Annotated in this window: 14 protein-coding genes; 8 read left to right on the top strand and 6 right to left on the bottom strand. The window is 56.3% G+C overall.

Annotated features, from left to right (window positions below; genetic code table 11):
- The 3 genes from pqiA to rlmKL are packed head-to-tail and all read right to left on the bottom strand — an operon-like array spanning nt 1 to nt 5296.
- Nucleotides 1–1254: a membrane integrity-associated transporter subunit PqiA gene (pqiA, locus tag P349_RS21960; protein ID WP_032649148.1), complete on the bottom strand. Its 1254-nt coding sequence runs from the start codon at nt 1252–1254 to the stop codon at nt 1–3.
- Between the two features lie 13 nt (nt 1255–1267).
- Nucleotides 1268–3175 (bottom strand): ABC transporter ATP-binding protein, encoded by a 1908-nt coding sequence (locus P349_RS21965; protein WP_024907770.1) that lies wholly within the window; start codon nt 3173–3175, stop codon nt 1268–1270.
- Between the two features lie 12 nt (nt 3176–3187).
- On the bottom strand, nt 3188–5296 hold the full coding sequence (gene rlmKL / locus P349_RS21970; protein ID WP_032649149.1) for a bifunctional 23S rRNA (guanine(2069)-N(7))-methyltransferase RlmK/23S rRNA (guanine(2445)-N(2))-methyltransferase RlmL: 2109 nt from the start codon (nt 5294–5296) through the stop codon (nt 3188–3190).
- Between the two features lie 98 nt (nt 5297–5394).
- On the opposite strand from rlmKL, the gene P349_RS21975 reads away from it, so the two are divergent.
- Nucleotides 5395–6504: a YcbX family protein gene (locus P349_RS21975; RefSeq protein WP_032649150.1), complete on the top strand. Its 1110-nt coding sequence runs from the start codon at nt 5395–5397 to the stop codon at nt 6502–6504.
- On the opposite strand, the gene zapC is transcribed toward P349_RS21975, so the two are convergent.
- The gene (zapC, locus tag P349_RS21980; protein WP_024907772.1) at nt 6501–7043 is read right to left on the bottom strand and encodes a cell division protein ZapC; all 543 of its coding nucleotides are present in this window, start codon (nt 7041–7043) and stop codon (nt 6501–6503) included. The genes P349_RS21975 and zapC overlap by 4 nt on opposite strands.
- Before the next feature lie 166 nt (nt 7044–7209).
- Nucleotides 7210–8220 (bottom strand): quinone-dependent dihydroorotate dehydrogenase, encoded by a 1011-nt coding sequence (gene pyrD / locus P349_RS21985; RefSeq protein ID WP_032649152.1) that lies wholly within the window; start codon nt 8218–8220, stop codon nt 7210–7212.
- Between the two features lie 248 nt (nt 8221–8468).
- Here pyrD and ssuE point away from each other — a divergent pair, with 248 nt between their 5' ends.
- Genes ssuE through ssuB form a run of 5 tightly spaced genes read left to right on the top strand, consistent with a single transcriptional unit; the run spans nt 8469 to nt 12709 of the window.
- Nucleotides 8469–9044 (top strand): NADPH-dependent FMN reductase, encoded by a 576-nt coding sequence (ssuE, locus tag P349_RS21990; RefSeq protein WP_023335146.1) that lies wholly within the window; start codon nt 8469–8471, stop codon nt 9042–9044.
- Entirely contained in the window at nt 9037–9999 is a 963-nt protein-coding gene (locus P349_RS21995) for a sulfonate ABC transporter substrate-binding protein (RefSeq protein WP_032649154.1), read from the top strand. Before ssuE ends, P349_RS21995 begins: the two co-directional genes overlap by 8 nt.
- A complete protein-coding gene (gene ssuD / locus P349_RS22000) occupies nt 9996–11141 on the top strand; it encodes an FMNH2-dependent alkanesulfonate monooxygenase (RefSeq protein ID WP_032649157.1) in 1146 nt (381 codons plus the stop codon). Before P349_RS21995 ends, ssuD begins: the two co-directional genes overlap by 4 nt.
- A 9-nt stretch (nt 11142–11150) precedes the next feature.
- Complete coding sequence (ssuC, locus tag P349_RS22005; RefSeq protein ID WP_023311016.1) at nt 11151–11942, top strand: aliphatic sulfonate ABC transporter permease SsuC; 792 nt, start codon at nt 11151–11153, stop codon at nt 11940–11942.
- On the top strand, nt 11939–12709 hold the full coding sequence (gene ssuB, locus P349_RS22010) for an aliphatic sulfonates ABC transporter ATP-binding protein (protein ID WP_032649159.1): 771 nt from the start codon (nt 11939–11941) through the stop codon (nt 12707–12709). The genes ssuC and ssuB overlap by 4 nt, the downstream gene beginning before the upstream one ends.
- A gap of 48 nt (nt 12710–12757) precedes the next feature.
- Here ssuB and pepN read toward each other — a convergent pair whose 3' ends face one another.
- Complete coding sequence (gene pepN, locus P349_RS22015) at nt 12758–15370, bottom strand: aminopeptidase N (protein WP_032649161.1); 2613 nt, start codon at nt 15368–15370, stop codon at nt 12758–12760.
- Between the two features lie 254 nt (nt 15371–15624).
- Here pepN and pncB point away from each other — a divergent pair, with 254 nt between their 5' ends.
- Together pncB and asnS are read left to right on the top strand one after the other, a co-directional pair.
- The gene (gene pncB, locus P349_RS22020; protein ID WP_032649163.1) at nt 15625–16827 is read left to right on the top strand and encodes a nicotinate phosphoribosyltransferase; all 1203 of its coding nucleotides are present in this window, start codon (nt 15625–15627) and stop codon (nt 16825–16827) included.
- 166 nt (nt 16828–16993) lie between these two features.
- The gene (gene asnS, locus P349_RS22025; protein WP_024907781.1) at nt 16994–18394 is read left to right on the top strand and encodes an asparagine--tRNA ligase; all 1401 of its coding nucleotides are present in this window, start codon (nt 16994–16996) and stop codon (nt 18392–18394) included.
- Nucleotides 18395–18674 lie beyond the last annotated feature (280 nt).

Here is an 18674-nt window from a genome sequence, read left to right as displayed (position 1 = left end):
TTACTCTTCCTCATGGCTTGATTCAGGCTCACGGTCCCACGATAAACGAGGGTCGAAGGTCATGGCCGCAAACATGGTCATAATCACGACCAGTGCAAACATTAAAGCCCCCATCGCGGGATAAATACTCATCAAACCGCCCATCCGCACCAGTGCAGAGAGAACGGCGATGACAAACACGTCAATCATTGACCAGCGTCCGACAAACTCGACCACTTCATAAATCAGGTGCATGCGTTCGCTATCGCGTTTTCCATGCCCTTTCGCATCCCAACAGAGCCAGGCAATGGCAATCATTTTTAAGGTGGGCACCATAATACTGGCGATAAAGATGACGCCGGCGACCGGATAAGAACCTTCGCCCCAGAGCAGTATCACCCCGGCCAGGATCGTCGAGGGCATTTTGTCGCCGAGCAAATCGGTGATCATGATCGGCAGAATATTGGCTGGCAGATACAGCATGATGGATGTGACCAGCAGCGCCATCGTCCACTGCAGACTATTTTTACGGCGTACGTGACCTTTCGTTTCGCAGCGCGGACAAACGTCGAGATCGGCGGGCAGCACGGCGGTGCAGCACGGGCAGGAACGCAGCCCCTGACGAATACCGGGCACGCCGACCTTCACCGTCTGCGCAAGCGTCGGTGCCGGAGCGACATCATCCCACGCCCAGCGCCTGTCCACGCACTGGAATGCGCGCAGCTGCAGAACGCAGTACAGACACCAGGGAATAAAGCTGCTGCCAATCCCCACGTCGCCGTATGCCATGAGCTTCACGAAGCTGACCAGAATCCCCGCCAGAAAGATCTCGGCCATCCCCCAGCTTTTGAGCTGAAAAAGGATACGCGCCAGTCGGATTTTCAGCGGTGCCGGCATCCTGACGCGGTTGACCAGCAAAAGGATAACGACCAGGCAAAAAGCCGGGACTATCTGGACAAACAGGAGAAAAAAGGTACCGAGGCTGGCGTAATCTTCCGAGAACATCACGCCCGGAATTTCAAGCAAATCTACCTGGCTGGTGATCCCCCCCACCTTCATATAGATGAAGGGGAAGAGATTGGAGAGCAGCAGCATGAACAATGCTGCCAACGCGTAAGCAGTGGGACGCTGCCGCGGCGCGTCCCACTCGGTTGTCAACGTCGCACCGCAACGTGGACACAGGGCTTTATGTCCGTGACCAAGCTCTGGCAACGCCACGAGCATATCGCATTGCGAGCATAAAATATGCCTGTCGGCATGGTGCTGGTCACACATATGTTATCCCTGTTTATGCGCCGTTTTTCAGAGACTCAAGGTACTCCCAGCGCTCAAATGCTTCTTCCAGGGCTTTTTCAGCCGCGGACATTTCTGACAGTACTTTCTGAGTATAGTCATGCGATTGAGTAAAGAATGACGCATCAGCAACCTGTTTTTGCAAATCCTCAAGCGCGGCTTCCAGCTCTTCAAGACGCTGCGGTAGCCCCTCCAGTTCGCGCTGCAGGTTATAGCTTAGTTTAGCCGAGGTTTTCTTGACAGTTTCTGCTTTTGTTACAGCAGGTTCAGAACTTATTTTGGACTTTGACTGTTTCTGCGCCAGAGACTGCAATTGCTGCCCTTTTGCATCATGATAACCGCCTACGTATTGCCCAATTCGCCCTTCACCTTCGAAGATCCAGCACTCGGTCACGGTGTTATCCACGAACTGGCGATCGTGGCTGACCAGCATCACGGTACCCTGATAGCCGTCAATCAGTTCTTCGAGCAATTCCAGCGTTTCGACATCGAGGTCGTTCGTCGGTTCATCGAGGATAAGCAGGTTGCTTGGCTTCAGGAACAGGCGCGCCAGCAGAAGGCGGTTTCGCTCACCGCCGGACAGCGCGCGCACCGGCGTCATGGCGCGTTTCGGATGGAACAGGAAGTCCTGCAGGTAGCCCAGCACGTGGCGTGGCTTGCCGTTCACCATCACCTCCTGCTTACCTTCGGCGAGGTTGTCCATCACCGTACGGTCCGGATCCAGCTCCGCGCGGTGCTGGTCGAAGTAGGCGACCTCCAGCTTGGTCCCGCAGTGAATACGTCCGCTGTCGGCCTGCAGCTGGCCCAGCATCAGTTTCAGCAGCGTGGTTTTACCGCAGCCGTTCGGGCCGATGAGCGCAATTTTGTCGCCTCGCTGCACCTGCGCGGAGAAATCGTTCACCAGCACTTTACCGTCGACCTGATAGTTGACGTTTTCCATTTCGAAGACAATCTTGCCGGAACGGGACGCCTCTTCCACCTGCATTTTGGCGCTGCCCATCACTTCACGGCGTTCGCTGCGCTCGCGACGCATCGCCTTCAGGGCACGCACGCGGCCTTCGTTACGGGTACGGCGGGCTTTGATGCCCTGGCGGATCCAGACCTCTTCCTGCGCCAGCTTGCGGTCGAACTCGGCATTCTGCAGCTCTTCCACGCGCAGGTTTTCTTCTTTCTCCAGCAGATACGTATCGTAATCGCCGGGATAGGTCACCAGCTTGCCGCGGTCGAGGTCGACAATGCGCGTCGCCATGTTGCGAATAAACGAACGGTCATGCGAGATAAAGATGATGGTGCCGCTGAAGGTTTTCAGGAAACCTTCCAGCCAGTCGATCGCTTCGATATCCAGGTGGTTGGTCGGTTCGTCCAGCAGCAGCACCTTCGGCCCGCTGACCAGCGCGCGGCCCAGAGCCGCTTTACGCAGCCAGCCGCCGGAGAGCGCCGACAGTTCCATATCGGGTTCCAGACCGAGCTGCGCCAGTACTTCATTAATGCGGTTTTCAAGCTGCCACAGACCGTGGTGATCGAGCATCTCCTGCACTTTCGCCAGTTCGTTGAGGTTTTTGTCGCTCGGATCGGTCATCACCAGATGCGAAATCTCGTGATAGCGCTTCAGGTATTCAGCCTGCTCGGAGATCCCTTCCGCCACGAAATCGTAAACGCTGCCGGTCACGTGACGCGGTGGGTCCTGCTGCAGGCGGGAGACAATCAGATCCTGCTCGTAAACAATACGCCCGTCATCCAGACCCTGTTCACGGTTGAGGATTTTCATCAGCGTGGATTTACCCGCGCCGTTACGACCCACCAGACAGACGCGCTCGTTATCTTCGATGTGCAGTTCTGCATTGTCGAGAAGCGGTGAGTCGCTGAAAGAGAGCCACGCGCCGTGCATACTAATTAAAGACATTTATTTTTCCTTTCAGACCGCGGTAATCAACCAGCAGTTATGGATTTGACGGTTACGGGCAAAGTCCTGAGACAGCGTTTTTTGGCTGATTTCTTGTGCTTTCAGTCCCAGGGCTGCTAAGCCGTCATGATCCATACGGAAGCCGCGTTTGTTGTTCGAGAACATAATGGTGCCGCCTTTGCGCAGCAGGCGCTTCAGGTCGGTCATCAGGCGCAGGTGATCGCGTTGTACGTCAAAGCTATCTTCCATACGCTTGGAGTTGGAGAAGGTCGGCGGATCGATAAAGATCAGGTCAAACTGCTCGTCGGTGTCGCGCAGCCAGCCCAGCACGTCAGCCTGCATCAGGCGATGCTGACGTCCGGTTAAGCCGTTAAGACGAAGGTTGCGCTCCGCCCATTCCAGATAGGTGCGGGACATATCCACCGTGGTGGTGCTCCGCGCGCCGCCCAGACCCGCATGCACGCTGGCGCTGCCGGTATAGGAGAAGAGATTCAGGAAGTCCTTGCCTTTACTCATCTGGCCCAGCATGCGTCGGGCGATACGGTGGTCGAGGAACAGACCGGTATCCAGATAGTCGGTCAGGTTGACCCACAGGCGCGCGTTGTATTCGCCCACTTCGATAAAGTCGCCCTTCTCGCCCATCTTCTGATACTGATTTTTTCCTTTCTGACGCTCGCGGGTTTTCAGCACCAGCTTGTTCGGCGCAATGCCGAGCACGGCGATGGTGGCGGCAATGACGTCCAGCATGCGCTGACGCGCTTTTTGCGCATCAATGGTTTTCGGTGGCGCATATTCCTGAATCACCACCCAGTCCGCGTAGCGGTCAACCGCCACGTTGTATTCCGGCAGGTCGGCATCGTACAGGCGATAGCATTCAATGCCCTCCTGCTTCGCCCACTTCTCAAATTTCTTCAGGTTCTTGCGCAGGCGGTTGGCGTAATCTTCCGCCACGCCGGACGGATTGCTGTCGGCCGCTTTCTCCGCCAGATGGTAGTTCTTCTGCACGCAGTCCAGCGGGCCGTTTTTGGCCTTAAACTGGCGATCGGCGCGCAGCTGGAGGCAGCTCAGCAGCTCCGGCGAGGCGCTAAACAGAGACAGGTTCCAGCCGCCGAAGTGGTCCTTCATATTGCGGCCCAGCAGGCTGTGCAGGGCAATCAGCGCTGGCTCGCTGTCCAGACGCTCGCCGTATGGCGGGTTGCTGATGACGGTACCGTACGGGCCTTTTGGCAGTGGGTTGGTCAGGTTCGCCACGTCTTTCACTTCAAAGGTGACCAGCTCGCCGATACCGGCACGGCGGGCGTTGCTGCGCGCACGCTCAATGACGCGAGGGTCGCTATCAGAGCCGTAGAAATGAGAGGTATATTCCGCCAGCCCCTTCCGCGCGCGGGTCTGCGCGTCGTCTTTGACCTCTTTCCAGAGCGCTTCATCGTGCTGCGCCCAGCCCTTGAAGCCCCACTGGCCGCGGTGCAGTCCCGGCGCGCGGTCGGTAGCCAGCATGGCCGCTTCAATCAGCAGGGTACCGGAACCACACATCGGGTCGAGAAGCGGCGTGCCCGGCTGCCAGCCGGAGCGCATCACAATCGCGGCCGCCAGGGTCTCTTTGATGGGTGCCATACCGGTACGATCGCGGTAGCCGCGCAGATGCAGGCCTGCACCGCTCAGATCGAGAGAGATGCTCGCCGTGTCACCGTTCAGCCAGACGTTAATACGCAGATCGGGGTTTTCACGATCGACGTTCGGGCGTTCCTTATTTTTACGCGTGAAGCAGTCCACAATGGCGTCTTTTACGCGCAGGGCACCGTACTGGCTGTTGCGGATCTCGTCGTTCACGCCGTTGAAATGCACCGCAAAGGTGGCATTCGGGGTGAAGATCTCTGTCCAGTCGATCATCTGTACGCCGGTATAGAGGTCAAGGTCGCTATAAACCTTGCACTCCTTCATCGGCAGCATGATGCGCGACGCCAGGCGACTCCACATCAGGCTCTGGTAAATAAGCCGCGTGTCGCCCTCAAAATGGACACCACCCTGAACCACCTGGCACTCTTGTGCGCCCAGGCTTTCCAGTTCAGTTTTTAACAGCTCTTCCAGCCCACGGGCCGTACTGGCAAACAGAGAATTCATATCGTCACTTTTACTCTTAGAAAATTGTCGCGCATTATAGCTAATATGGCGTGTATGTCATAAAGTTGAAGGCTTATTTTCATTTGTGGGAGTGTGCAGTGGCGACGTTATCCAGGCTTTTTATTCATCCGGTGAAATCCATGCGCGGCATCGGCGTCTCTCACGCGCTGGCCGACATGAGCGGATTCGCCTTCGATCGTATTTTTATGGTCACCGAGCCTGACGGTACGTTCATTACCGCACGCCAGTTCCCGCAGATGGTTCGCTTTACCCCTTCCCCGCTTCACGACGGTTTGCACCTGACCGCGCCGGACGGTTCCAGCGCGGTGATTCGCTTTGCGGATTTTGCGCCCGTCGATGCGCCAACGGAAGTGTGGGGCAACCATTTTACCGCGCGCATCGCCCCGGATGAGATTAACCGCTGGCTGAGCGGCTTCTTCTCCCGCGACGTGCAGCTGCGCTGGGTTGGGCCTGAACCGACGCGACGCGTGAAGCGCCACGACGCCGTTCCCCTCTCCTTCGCCGATGGCTTCCCGTTCCTGCTGACTAACGAAGCCTCGCTGCGTGATTTACAAGGCCGCTGCAAAGCCAGCGTTCAGATTGAACAGTTTCGTCCGAACCTGGTGGTGACCGGTGTTGACGCCTGGGACGAAGACACCTGGAAAGTGATCCGCATTGGCAGCGTCATCTTTGATGTCGTAAAACCCTGTAGCCGCTGCATTTTCACCACGGTGAGCCCGGAGAAAGGCCAGAAGCACCCTTCCGGCGAACCGCTGAAGACGCTGCAGTCATTCCGCACCGCGCAGGACAACGGCGATGTGGATTTCGGCCAGAACCTGATCCCGCGCTCCAGCGGTGCAATCCGCGTTGGTGATGAGGTAGAGATCCTTGCCCGAGGGCCTGCAAGAGTGTACGGCTCAGGTCAGGAAGAAGAAATGGTCGACGTTGTGACGAATGTCGCCTCTGCGGTAGATATTCACTGGCAGGGCAACATCATCCGTGGCAACAACCAGCAGGTATTACTGGAGCAACTGGAGCAGGCAGGTATTCGCGTCCCCTATTCCTGTCGCGCAGGCATTTGCGGATGCTGTCGCATCAGGCTGGTGGATGGCGAAGTAAGTGCGTTGAAAAAATCGGCAATTGGAAATGACGGCACAATTCTGTGCTGTAGCTGCATACCGAAAACGTCCGTACAGCTGGAAGCTTAAACCGCCTGTTCGAGGCTGAAAGAATCTACGCGCAGCTGTGGCTTCAGCCTGTCGTTCATCACTTTAATGGCATCGCCAAGCTGCATCGTCCGCCCGGCAATGGTTACGCCGGGCTGGGCCAGCAGGCAGAGCGCAGCATTTTCACCAGGCTCAACCACCAGCAGGCTTACCTCTTCTGCGGTATCGCTCAGATTGACGCTCGCCGCGTCACCCGTTGCCGGGGTCCAGTTCATACCGTGCGGCAGGAAATGCCAGCTTTTCGGCATTTGCGGTTTCAGGAAGCGGATAGCCACCAGCGCATTTAATACCAGCTCGGCACGCTGCTCTTTAGAAAGCACCAGATCGCGGCATTTTTCTTCGAAAGAGAAATAAAGCGCCGCATCGTCAACGCAAAAGCCCGACGGGGAAAACGCGTCCGGGGTTAACATTCGGCGGGCGAAACGAGAGCGAAACAACATGCCATTGGCTAAATCGAGCATCATTCGATCATGCTCGTCGCAAAAATACCAGCGCCAGTTATCGTCAGGTTTAATTCGCATGTTTCTCTCCCGTCCCCGAAACGTCCTGTACTAAAAATGTCCTGATCGCCGCTTCGTTTATAACACCATTAATAAAAGACTATAATGTCTAAATAAGCAACAGTGACGGAATATAAAACAACCAGGGCTGGAAATAAAGCCCTGGTTGTCTGATTAAGAGAAAAGATTAGATATGAGTAACGATTTCTTTAATCAGCGGTGGTCCTTTAAAAATAAAGCCGGAATAGATTTGCACCAGTGACGCACCCGCCGCCATCTTCTCGCGCGCAGCAATCACGGAGTCGATGCCACCGACGCCAATAATCGGCAGGCGTCCTTTTAATTCCGCAGACAGGGCGCGAATAATCTCGGTGCTTTTTAATTGTACCGGACGTCCGCTTAACCCACCCGCTTCGTCACAGTTTTTCATTCCCTGCACGAGGGAGCGATCGAGGGTGGTATTGGTTGCAATCACACCATCAATATTATGGCGAACTAAACTGTCGGCAACCTGGATCAATTCTTCGGCAGAAAGATCCGGGGCGATCTTAACCGCGACCGGAACATATTTATGGTGGATCGTCTGGAGTTCATTTTGCTTATTTTTAATGGCACTCAGAAGATCGTCCAGCGCTTCGCCATATTGTAAGGAGCGCAACCCCGGAGTATTGGGTGAAGAAATATTCACCGCAATATAACCGGCATAGGCGTAGACTTTTTCCATACAAATCAGATAGTCATCTTTACCCTGCTCGACCGGCGTGTCTTTATTTTTGCCGATATTGATGCCCAGAATTCCGTCAAAGTGGGCTTTTTTAACGTTCTCAACAAGGTGATCAACGCCAAGGTTATTAAAGCCCATGCGGTTGATCAGCCCTTCGGCTTCAACCAGGCGGAACAGTCGCGGCTTGTCATTTCCCGGCTGCGGGCGCGGCGTGACGGTCCCGATTTCAATGGAGCCAAAGCCCATCGCGCCCAGGGCATCGATACACTCGCCATTTTTGTCCAGACCAGCCGCCAGACCCAGCGGGTTTTTAAAGGTCAGACCCATGCACTGCACAGGTTTTACCGGGACATGCTGACGCACCAGCGCGGCCAGCGGCGTTCCGGTAATACGACGTAATTGCTGCATTGTAAATTCATGAGCGCGCTCAGGGTCGAGCTGGAAAAGAGCTTTACGAACGAAGGGGTAGTACATGAACTCTCCTGGATTCCCGGTGTGCAAACCGGGAGGGGATTATGGGCGATCCACGCGCGAAAGGGAATTGACCTGCGGCAAAAAATCAGCGTAAAACGCAATCGTTTACCTCCCTGTCTATTTCTTATGCAATTTTTCGCATTTTAATTGCAGATAAATCATTTAGTGGAATAACCGCGCGGTGTCACACTCCTGAAAATTGTTATGAATGTTAGATAAAAGCAAACAATTAGTTATAAGGAGGAAGTATGCGCGTCATTACCCTGGCCGGAAGTCCACGATTCCCTTCGCGCTCCAGCGCCCTGCTGGAATATGCCCGCGAAAAACTCAATGCCCTGGATGTGGAAGTGTGCCACTGGAACCTGCATAACTTCGAACCTGAAGATCTGCTTTATGCCCGTTTCGACAGCCCTGCGCTTAAAACGCTCATCGAGCAGCTTAACGGCGCTGACGGCCTAATTGTGGCAACGCCCATTTATAAAGCCTCTTTTTCCGGGGCGCTGAAAACCCTGCTCGATCTGCTTCCGGAACGTGCCCTGGACGGCAAAGTCGTGCTGCCCCTGGCAACGGGCGGTACGGTTGCCCATTTACTGGCCGTGGATTATGCCCTGAAGCCGGTGCTGAACGCATTGAAAGCGCAGGAGATCCTCCACGGCGTTTTCGCCGATGACTCCCAGGTTATCGATTATCAACATAAACCTCATTTTACGCCGAACCTGCAAACCCGCCTCGATACTGCCCTGGAAACCTTCTGGCATGCTCTGCACCGCAGGGATATCCAGGCGCCGGCGTTTGGTCAGCCTCAAGGAGTCGCACATGTTTAAAACGTTAACCCGTATCGGCCTGGCAGGTCTGATGGCGCTTTCCTCGCTGGCCCATGCCGCAGAAACGGCTCCGGACAGTTTACGCATTGGCTATCAGAAAGGCAGCGTCAGCATGGTGCTGGCGAAAAGCCACCAGCTTCTGGAAAAACGCTTCCCGGACACCAAATTCTCCTGGGTGGAGTTCCCGGCTGGCCCGCAGATGCTGGAGGCCCTGAACGTCGGCAGTATCGATCTCGGCAGTACGGGTGATATTCCGCCGATATTCGCCCAGGCGGCGGGAGCGGACCTCGTCTATGTTGGCGTTGAGCCGCCCAAACCGAAGGCCGAAGTGATTCTGGTGCCAGAAAACAGCGACATTAAAAGCGTCGCCGATCTTAAAGGGCATAAAGTTGCTTTCCAGAAAGGTTCCAGCTCACACAACCTGCTGCTGCGTGCCCTGCAAGAAGCCGGACTCAAGTTCACTGACATTCAACCTGTTTACCTGACGCCTGCCGACGCGCGCGCCGCATTCCAGCAGAAGAACGTTGATGCCTGGGCCATCTGGGATCCGTACTACTCCGCCGCATTACTGCAGGGCGGCGTTCGCGTGCTGAAAGACGGCACCACGCTGAAGCAGACCGGTTCGTTCTATCTGGCCGCGCGTCCTTATGCGGAAAAGAACGGCGCATTTATTCAGGGCGTACTGGATACCTTTACCCAGGCCGATGCGCTGACCCAGACCCAGCGCCAGGAGAGCATTACCCTGCTGGCGAAAACCATGGGCTTACCTGAGCCGGTGATCGCGAGCTATCTCAACCACCGTCCACCGACCACCATCACGCCCGTGGACGCCCACGTCGCCGCGCTTCAGCAACAAACGGCTGACCTTTTCTATCAAAACCACCTGGTGCCGAAACAGGTCACTATTCGCGAACGCATCTGGCAGCCCGCAGGCAAAGAAGGAGCTAAATCATGAGTCTGAATCTTTTCTGGTTTTTACCCACCCACGGTGATGGACACTATCTTGGTACAGAAGAGGGTTCGCGCCCGGTTGACCACGGCTACCTGCAGCAGATTGCGCAGGCGGCGGACCGAATCGGTTTCACCGGGGTGCTGATCCCGACCGGACGTTCATGTGAAGATGCCTGGCTCGTGGCCGCGTCGATGATCCCGGTCACCCAGCGTCTGAAGTTCCTGGTTGCGTTACGCCCGAGCGTCGTCTCCCCCACCGTGGCGGCGCGTCAGGCGGCAACGCTGGACAGACTATCCAACGGCCGCGCCCTGTTTAACCTGGTGACGGGCAGCGATCCGCAGGAGCTGGCGGGCGATGGGGTATTTCTCGACCATACCGAGCGCTATGAAGCCTCCGCCGAGTTCACCCGCGTCTGGCGACGTCTGCTGGAAGGTGAAACCGTTACCTTTGAAGGCAAGCATATCCACGTTCGCGACGCGAAACTCTACTTCCCGCCAGTGCAGCAGCCGCGCCCGCCGCTCTATTTTGGCGGATCGTCGGATGTGGCCCAGGATCTGGCGGCAGAGCAGGTCGATCTCTATCTGACCTGGGGCGAACCGCCTGAGCTGGTGAAAGAAAAAATTGCCCAGGTCCGCGCTAAGGCGGCCGCCCATGGCCGCAAGGTGCGCTTCGGCATTCGCCTGCATGTGATTGTTCGCGAAACCAATGAAGAAGCCTGGCAGGCGGCGGACCGCCTGACCTCGCATCTGGATGATGAAACGATCGCCAGAGCCCAGGCCGCATTTGCCAAAACCGACTCCGTCGGACAGCACCGAATGGCGTCCCTGCACAACGGCAAGCGCGAGAACCTGGAGATCAGCCCGAACCTGTGGGCGGGCGTCGGCCTGGTACGTGGCGGTGCGGGTACGGCGCTGGTTGGCGACGGCCCGACCGTGGCTGCGCGAATTAATGAATACGCCGAGCTGGGCATCGACAGCTTTATTCTCTCCGGCTATCCGCATCTGGAAGAGGCGTACAAGGTGGGCGAGCTGTTATTCCCGCATCTGGATGTCGCCATTCCGGAAATTCCACAGCCGCAGCGGCTTCAGCTTCAGGGCGAAGCCGTGGCGAACGAGTTTATTCCACGCAAAGCCGCACAGAGCTAAGGAGTGACCATGTCTGCCACCTCACAAAAATGGCTGCTGCGCGCCGCGCCGTGGTTTTTACCCGTCGGCATTGTGGCACTCTGGCAGCTCGCGTCGTCCACCGGCTGGCTGTCGAGCCGCATTCTGCCCTCCCCGGAGGGCGTTGTAGAAGCGTTCTGGTCGCTGAGCGTGAGCGGTGAGCTGTGGCAGCATCTGGCGATCAGCTCCTGGCGCGCCGTGATTGGGTTTTCCATCGGCGGCAGCATCGGTCTGGTTCTGGGCCTGATCAGTGGCCTTTCCCGCTGGGGCGAGCGGCTGCTGGATACCTCTATTCAGATGCTGCGCAACGTGCCGCATCTGGCGCTGATCCCGCTGGTTATCCTGTGGTTTGGGATTGATGAGAGCGCCAAAATCTTCCTCGTGGCGCTGGGCACATTGTTCCCGATCTACATCAACACCTGGCACGGGATCCGCAATATCGATCGCGGTCTGGTGGAGATGGCGCGCAGCTACGGCTTATCGGGTTTTTCGCTTTTTATACACGTGATCCTGCCGGGCGCCCTGCCCTCCATTATGGTCGGGGTGCGTTTTGCGCTCGGCCTGATGTGGCTGACGCTGATTGTGGCGGAGACCATCTCAGCCAACTCTGGTATTGGCTATCTGGCGATGAACGCCCGCGAATTCCTGCAAACGGACGTGGTGGTGGTTGCCATCATTCTGTATGCCCTGCTCGGCAAACTCGCCGACGTTAGCGCCCAGTGGCTGGAGCGCAGCTGGCTGCGCTGGAACCCGGCCTACACCCTTCAGGAGGCGAAAGCATGAATACTGCACGACTGAACCAGGGAACACCGTTACTGCTGAACGGCGTGACCAAACGCTACGGCGAAAACACCATTCTTAACGGGCTGGATCTGCATATTCCCGCCGGACAATTTGTGGCCGTTGTCGGGCGCAGCGGCGGCGGCAAGAGTACCCTGCTAAGGCTGCTGGCCGGACTGGAAGCCCCCAACGGCGGCGACATTCTGGCAGGAACAACGCCGCTTTCGAATATTCAGGACGATACCCGCATGATGTTTCAGGACGCGCGGCTGCTGCCGTGGAAAACGGTTATCGACAATGTCGGGCTCGGTCTTAAGGGCAGCTGGCGGGATGAAGCCCGCCAGGCACTGGCCGCCGTTGGGCTGGAAAATCGAGCCGATGAATGGCCTGCCGCCCTCTCGGGTGGGCAGAAGCAGCGCGTAGCGCTGGCGCGGGCGTTGATTCACCGTCCTGGCCTGCTGTTGCTTGATGAACCGCTCGGCGCGCTCGACGCCCTGACGCGGATCGAAATGCAGGATTTGATTGGATCCCTGTGGCAGGCGCACGGCTTTACGGTACTGCTGGTGACGCATGACGTGAGCGAAGCCGTCGCGATGGCGGACCGGGTGCTGTTAATAGAGGACGGGAAAATAGGTCTGGATCTGACGATGGATCTTCCGCGGCCTCGTCGCGTGGGCTCGGCAAGACTGGCGGAGCTCGAAGCTGAGGTATTAGATCGAGTGATGAAGCGCGGGAGCATAGAGTTACAGCGAGCTAAGGCTAATGCCTGATGCCCTCACCCGGCCCTCTCCCACGGGGAGAGGACGGGTTAACTTATATTACGCTAACGCTTTGGCGATCTTCTCGTACAAATCACCAGACAGATTTTCCAGCCCTTTCAGCTGCTCAAGCGCGGCACGCATCTTCGCCTGACGCTTCGCATCGTAACGCTTCAGACGGATCAGCGGCTCAATTAGGCGCGACGCCACCTGCGGGTTACGGCTGTTCAGCTCGGTCAGCATTTCCACCATGAACTGATAACCGCTGCCGTCTTCGGCGTGGAACGCTGCCGGGTTGCTGCTGGCAAACGCGCCAATCAGCGAACGCACGCGGTTTGGGTTGCTCAGGGTAAAGGAACGATGCTTCAGCAGGCTGCGTACGTTGCTGAGTGCATCGGCCGCCGGGCTGGTCGCCTGCAGGATGAACCACTTGTCCATCACCAGACCATCCTGATGCCACTTGTCGTCGTACTCCTGCATCAGCGCATCGCGGCACGGCAGTTCGGCGGCAACGCTTGCACCCAGCGCGGCCAGGGCGTCGGTCATGTTATCCGCCTCGTGATACTGCTTGCTCACCAGGGTGTTCGCCAGCTCGGTTTCACCAAACGCCAGATAGCGCAGGCAGGTGTTGCGCAGAGAACGTTTACCAATGTCCGCGTGCTCAACGCGATAAGCGTCAAGCTTGTTGGCGTTATAAATGGCGAGGAACTCGTCCGCCAGTTCAGTAGCCAGCGTACGGGTCAGCGCTTCACGCACCGCCACGATCGCGATCGGATCGATAATCTCGAACAACTCCGCGATTTCAGTCGCTGACGGCAGGGTCAGAATTTCAGCGGCCAATGCAGGGTCAATCTTCTCATCCAGCAGGATCGCGCGGAACGCGTCAGCCACATGGACAGGCAGCGACAGCGGCTGGCCCTGCTGATGACGGTTTACGTTGAGCTTGATGTAGGTCGCCAGCAGACTTTGCGCCGCATCCCAGCGGGAGAAATCGTTACGCGCGTGACGCATCAGGAACGTAAGCTGCTGATCGCTCCACTTGTACTCCAGCTTCACCGGCGCGGAGAATTCACACAGCAGCGCAGGCACCGGCTGGAAGTAGACGTTATCGAAGATAAAGGTCTGCTCGGCCTGGGTCACGTTCAGCACGTTGTGTACCGGGTGGCCGCCCTTCTGCAGCGGGATGACTTTGCCTTCGTTATCGTACAGCTCAATGCTGAACGGAATATGCAGCGGGTATTTCTCTTCCTGCTCTGCCGTCGGCGGCGTGCGCTGGCTGATGGTCAGCGTGTACTGCTCGGTTTCCGGATTATAGTCGTCTTTGACGGTAACAATCGGCGTACCGGCCTGGCTGTACCAGCGGCGGAAGTGGGAAAGATCGACATTAGAGGCATCTTCCATTGCCTGCACAAAATCGTCGCAGGTGGCCGCGCTGCCGTCATGACGCTCAAAGTACAGCTGCATCCCTTTCTGGAAGTTCTCTTCCCCCAGCAGGGTGTGGATCATGCGGATAATTTCGGCGCCTTTCTCATACACCGTCAGGGTGTAGAAGTTGTTCATTTCGATGACTTTATCCGGACGGATCGGGTGCGCCATTGGGCTGGCATCTTCCGCAAACTGCAGGCCGCGCATGGTACGCACGTTGTTGATGCGGTTTACCGCGCGTGAACCCAGATCGGAGCTGAACTCCTGGTCACGGAAGACGGTCAGGCCCTCTTTCAGGCTGAGCTGGAACCAGTCGCGGCAGGTGACGCGGTTGCCGGTCCAGTTGTGGAAATATTCGTGGCCGATGACGCGTTCGATATCGAGGTAGTCTTTGTCCGTTGCGGTATCGGTACGCGCCAGAACGTATTTGGAGTTAAAGACGTTCAGGCCTTTATTCTCCATTGCGCCCATGTTGAAGAAATCGACGGCGACAATCATATAGATGTCGAGGTCATATTCGAGGCCGAAGCGCTCCTCGTCCCACTTCATGGAGTTGATGAGGGAAGTCATCGCCCACGGCGCGCGGTCAAGGTTGCCGCGGTCAACAAACAGCTCCAGCGCCACCTCACGGCCTGAGCGCGTTTTGAAGGTGTCACGCAGCACGTCGAAGTCCCCCGCCACCAGCGCAAACAGGTAGCACGGTTTCGGGAACGGATCCTGCCACTGCACCCAGTGACGGCCATTCTCCAGCTCGCCTTCACCTACGCGGTTACCATTGGAGAGCAGGAAGGGATAGAGGGTTTTATCGGCGATGATTTTGGTGGTGAAGCGCGCCAGGACGTCCGGGCGGTCAAGATACCAGGTAATGTGGCGGAACCCTTCCGCTTCACACTGGGTACACAGCGCCACGCCTGACTGATAAAGCCCTTCCAGCGCGGTGTTGGCGGCCGGGCTGATTTCATTCACGATGCGCAGCGTAAACTGTTCCGGCAGGTTGTCGATGACCAGCTGGTTGTTTTCTTCTTTATAGTCTGACCAGGCTTCATCATTAATATGCAGGGAGACCAGCGTCAGGTCTTCACCATCCAGACGCAGCGGCACCGCAGTTGCGCTGTGGCGCGTCACCTTGCTTACCGCCGTGACAACGGTTTTAGTGGCATCCAAGTCAAAAGTCAGATCGATTTCGCTAATCAGGTAATCCGGCGCACGGTAGTCGTGGCGGTATTTGGCTTGTGGCTGTTGTGTCATAGAAAACCTTATGCATCGTTTGTCGAGTAACGTTTCAATATATTCCTGTTGCGCAAAACGCGCTATGCAGAATGTTCATCTTTTCAGGGTCAAAACCTTTTTTTGCTACATTTGTATAACACGGGGCACAAAATGCCCTCGACCATAAAACGCGCTTATGTTGTGATCGGGGTTCAATAAATCACTAAACAAGGTATACTCCGGAGTTGTTTATTGTACTAAACGCTCCTGTGAGAGGATGCTACTGCGCACCTATGACTCAATTCGCTTCTCCAGTTCTGCATACGTTGCTGGATACCGACGCGTATAAACTGCATATGCAGCAAGCCGTTTTCCACCATTACTATGACGTTCATGTCGCGGCGGAATTCCGCTGCCGTGGCGACGACTTGCTCGGTATCTACGCAGACGCCATTCGTGAACAGGTCAATGCTATGCAGCATCTGACGCTGCAGGACGAGGAATATCAGTGGCTTTCTGGCCTGCCTTTCTTCAAAGCCGACTACCTGAACTGGCTGCGCGATTTCCGCTATAAGCCGGAGCAGGTCACCGTGCTTAACGATAACGGCAAGCTGGATATTCGCCTTGAAGGTCCGTGGCGGGAAGTGATCATGTGGGAAGTGCCGCTTCTGGCGGTGATCAGCGAACTGGCTCACCGCTACCGTTCGCCGGAAACGGGCGTCGAGCAGGCGGTCGCCGCGCTGGAAAATAAACTCGCTGCCTTCTCCACGCTGACCGAAGGGTTAGACATGTCCCGCTTCCGCCTGATGGACTTTGGCACCCGCCGTCGTTTCTCTCGCGACGTTCAGGAGGCCATCGTTAAACGTCTTCAGCAGGAGCCGTGGTTTGTAGGCACCAGTAACTACGATCTGGCACGTCGCCTTAGCCTGACGCCAATGGGTACCCAGGCGCACGAGTGGTTCCAGGCGCATCAGCAGATCAGCCCCGATCTGGCTAACAGCCAGCGCGCGGCACTGGCCGCATGGCTTGAGGAGTACCCGAATCAACTCGGGATCGCCCTCACCGACTGTATTACGATGGATGCCTTCCTGCGCGACTTTGGTCCCGAGTTCGCTGAACGTTACCAGGGATTACGCCACGACTCCGGGGATCCGGTTGAATGGGGCGAGAAGGCCATTGCCCATTACGAGAAACTCGGCATTGATCCGATGAGCAAGGTGCTGGTCTTCTCCGATAACCTCGATCTGGCGAAAGCCGTCGAACTCTATCGCCATTTCAACGCCAGAGTGAACCTGAGCTTTGGGATTGGTACCCGGTTAACCTGCGATATTCCTCAGGTAAAACCTCTGAATATCGTAATAAAGCTGGTGGAATGTAACGGCAAGCCGGTGGCGAAACTCTCCGACAGCCCGGGCAAAACCATCTGCCATGACAAAGCGTTTGTTCGCGCGTTGCGCAAAGCCTTCGATCTTCCTCAGATCAAAAAAGCCAGTTAAGCGCTTACGGGAGCCTTTATGGCTCCCCTCTCCTTATTTATTTCTTAATTCTTCTCTTTTGACTGCGAAATTTACTTGTCTGATAGCGGATGGCAGGTAACATAGATATCCCCCCATAAGGGTGGACAAGTGTTTATTTTTTCCGACTATTAACAGAGAGAATATTATGAGCGTTGTGCCTGTAGCCGACGTACTCCAGGGCCGTGTCGCCGTTGACCAACAGGTCACCGTGCGCGGATGGGTGCGTACCCGCCGAGATTCTAAAGCTGGCATCTCCTTCCTTGCCGTCTATGACGGTTCCTGCTTTGATCCTGTACAGGCCGTCATTAATAATTCTCTGCCCAATTACAATGATGACGTTCTGCGCCTGACGACGGGCTGTTCCGTTATTGTCACCGGCGTGGTTGTGGCATCCCCGGGCCAGGGTCAGAGTTTCGAAATTCAGGCCTCAGCCATTGAAGTCACCGGCTGGGTTGAAGATCCAGATACCTACCCGATGGCAGCAAAACGTCACAGCATTGAATACCTGCGTGAAGTGGCGCACCTGCGTCCACGTACCAACCTGATTGGTGCGGTGGCGCGCGTGCGTCATACGCTGGCGCAGGCGCTGCATCGTTTCTTCGACGAGCAGGGTTACTTCTGGGTGTCTACCCCGCTGATCACCGCGTCCGACACAGAAGGTGCGGGTGAGATGTTCCGCGTCTCGACGCTGGACATGGAAAACCTGCCGCGCACGCCGGAAGGTAAAGTGGACTATGACAAAGACTTCTTTGGTAAAGAAGCTTTCCTGACGGTATCTGGCCAGCTCAACGGCGAAACGTACGCCTGTGCGCTGTCTAAGATCTACACCTTTGGCCCAACCTTCCGTGCCGAAAACTCCAACACCAGCCGTCACCTGGCGGAATTCTGGATGCTGGAGCCGGAAGTGGCATTCGCCGACCTGGACGATGTTGCGGGTCTGGCGGAAGCGATGCTGAAGTACGTGTTCAAAGCGGTGCTGGAAGAGCGTCCTGACGACATGAAATTCTTCGCCGAGCGCGTAGACAGCGATGCTGTGGCGCGTCTGGAGCGTTTTGTATCTGCCGACTTTGCGCAGGTGGACTATACCGACGCGGTGGCGATCCTCGAGAAATGCGGTGAGACTTTCGAGAACCCGGTTTACTGGGGCGTTGACCTGGCGTCTGAGCACGAACGCTATCTGGCCGAGAAACATTTCAAAGCGCCGGTTGTCGTTAAAAACTACCCGAAAGACATTAAGGCCTTCTATATGCGCCTTAACGAAGACGGTAAAACCGTGGCAGCGATGGACGTACTGGCGCCGGGCATTGGTGAAATCATCGGTGGCTCTCAGCGTGAAGAGCGTCTTGACGTGCTGGACGCGCGTATGGAAGAGATGGGGCTCAACCCAGCGGACTACAGCTGGTACCGCGATCTGCGTCGTTACGGTACCGTACCGCACGCCGGTTTTGGTCTCGGCTTCGAGCGTCTGATCGCCTACGTTACCGGTGTTCAGAACGTTCGCGACGTGATTCCATTCCCACGTACACCACGTAACGCCAGCTTCTAATCGGTAAAAGACTAAAATGGCCAGCCTGTGCTGGCCATTATTTTATTCTGCATTGTCAGTTTTCGTCAGCGTAAAGTCAGCATCTTTAAACCTTCGCTCCGTCACAACCACTACCTGTTACGTTTTGTTTCCGCGAAATATCCAGCCACAAAAAATAAACCCCATTCTTATTGCGATTATTACATCCTCAAGCGATAGCACAAATTTCAACCACTTTTTCAGCCATCCAGAAGTCTTTTTGGGGTCATAAGAAAAACAGAGTCGTTTAACGTCTGTTTAT

This window comes from Enterobacter sp. DC4 (assembly GCF_000568095.1).
GTDB lineage: Bacteria > Pseudomonadota > Gammaproteobacteria > Enterobacterales > Enterobacteriaceae > Enterobacter > Enterobacter pseudoroggenkampii.
This window is presented reverse-complemented; position numbering and strand designations above follow the sequence as displayed.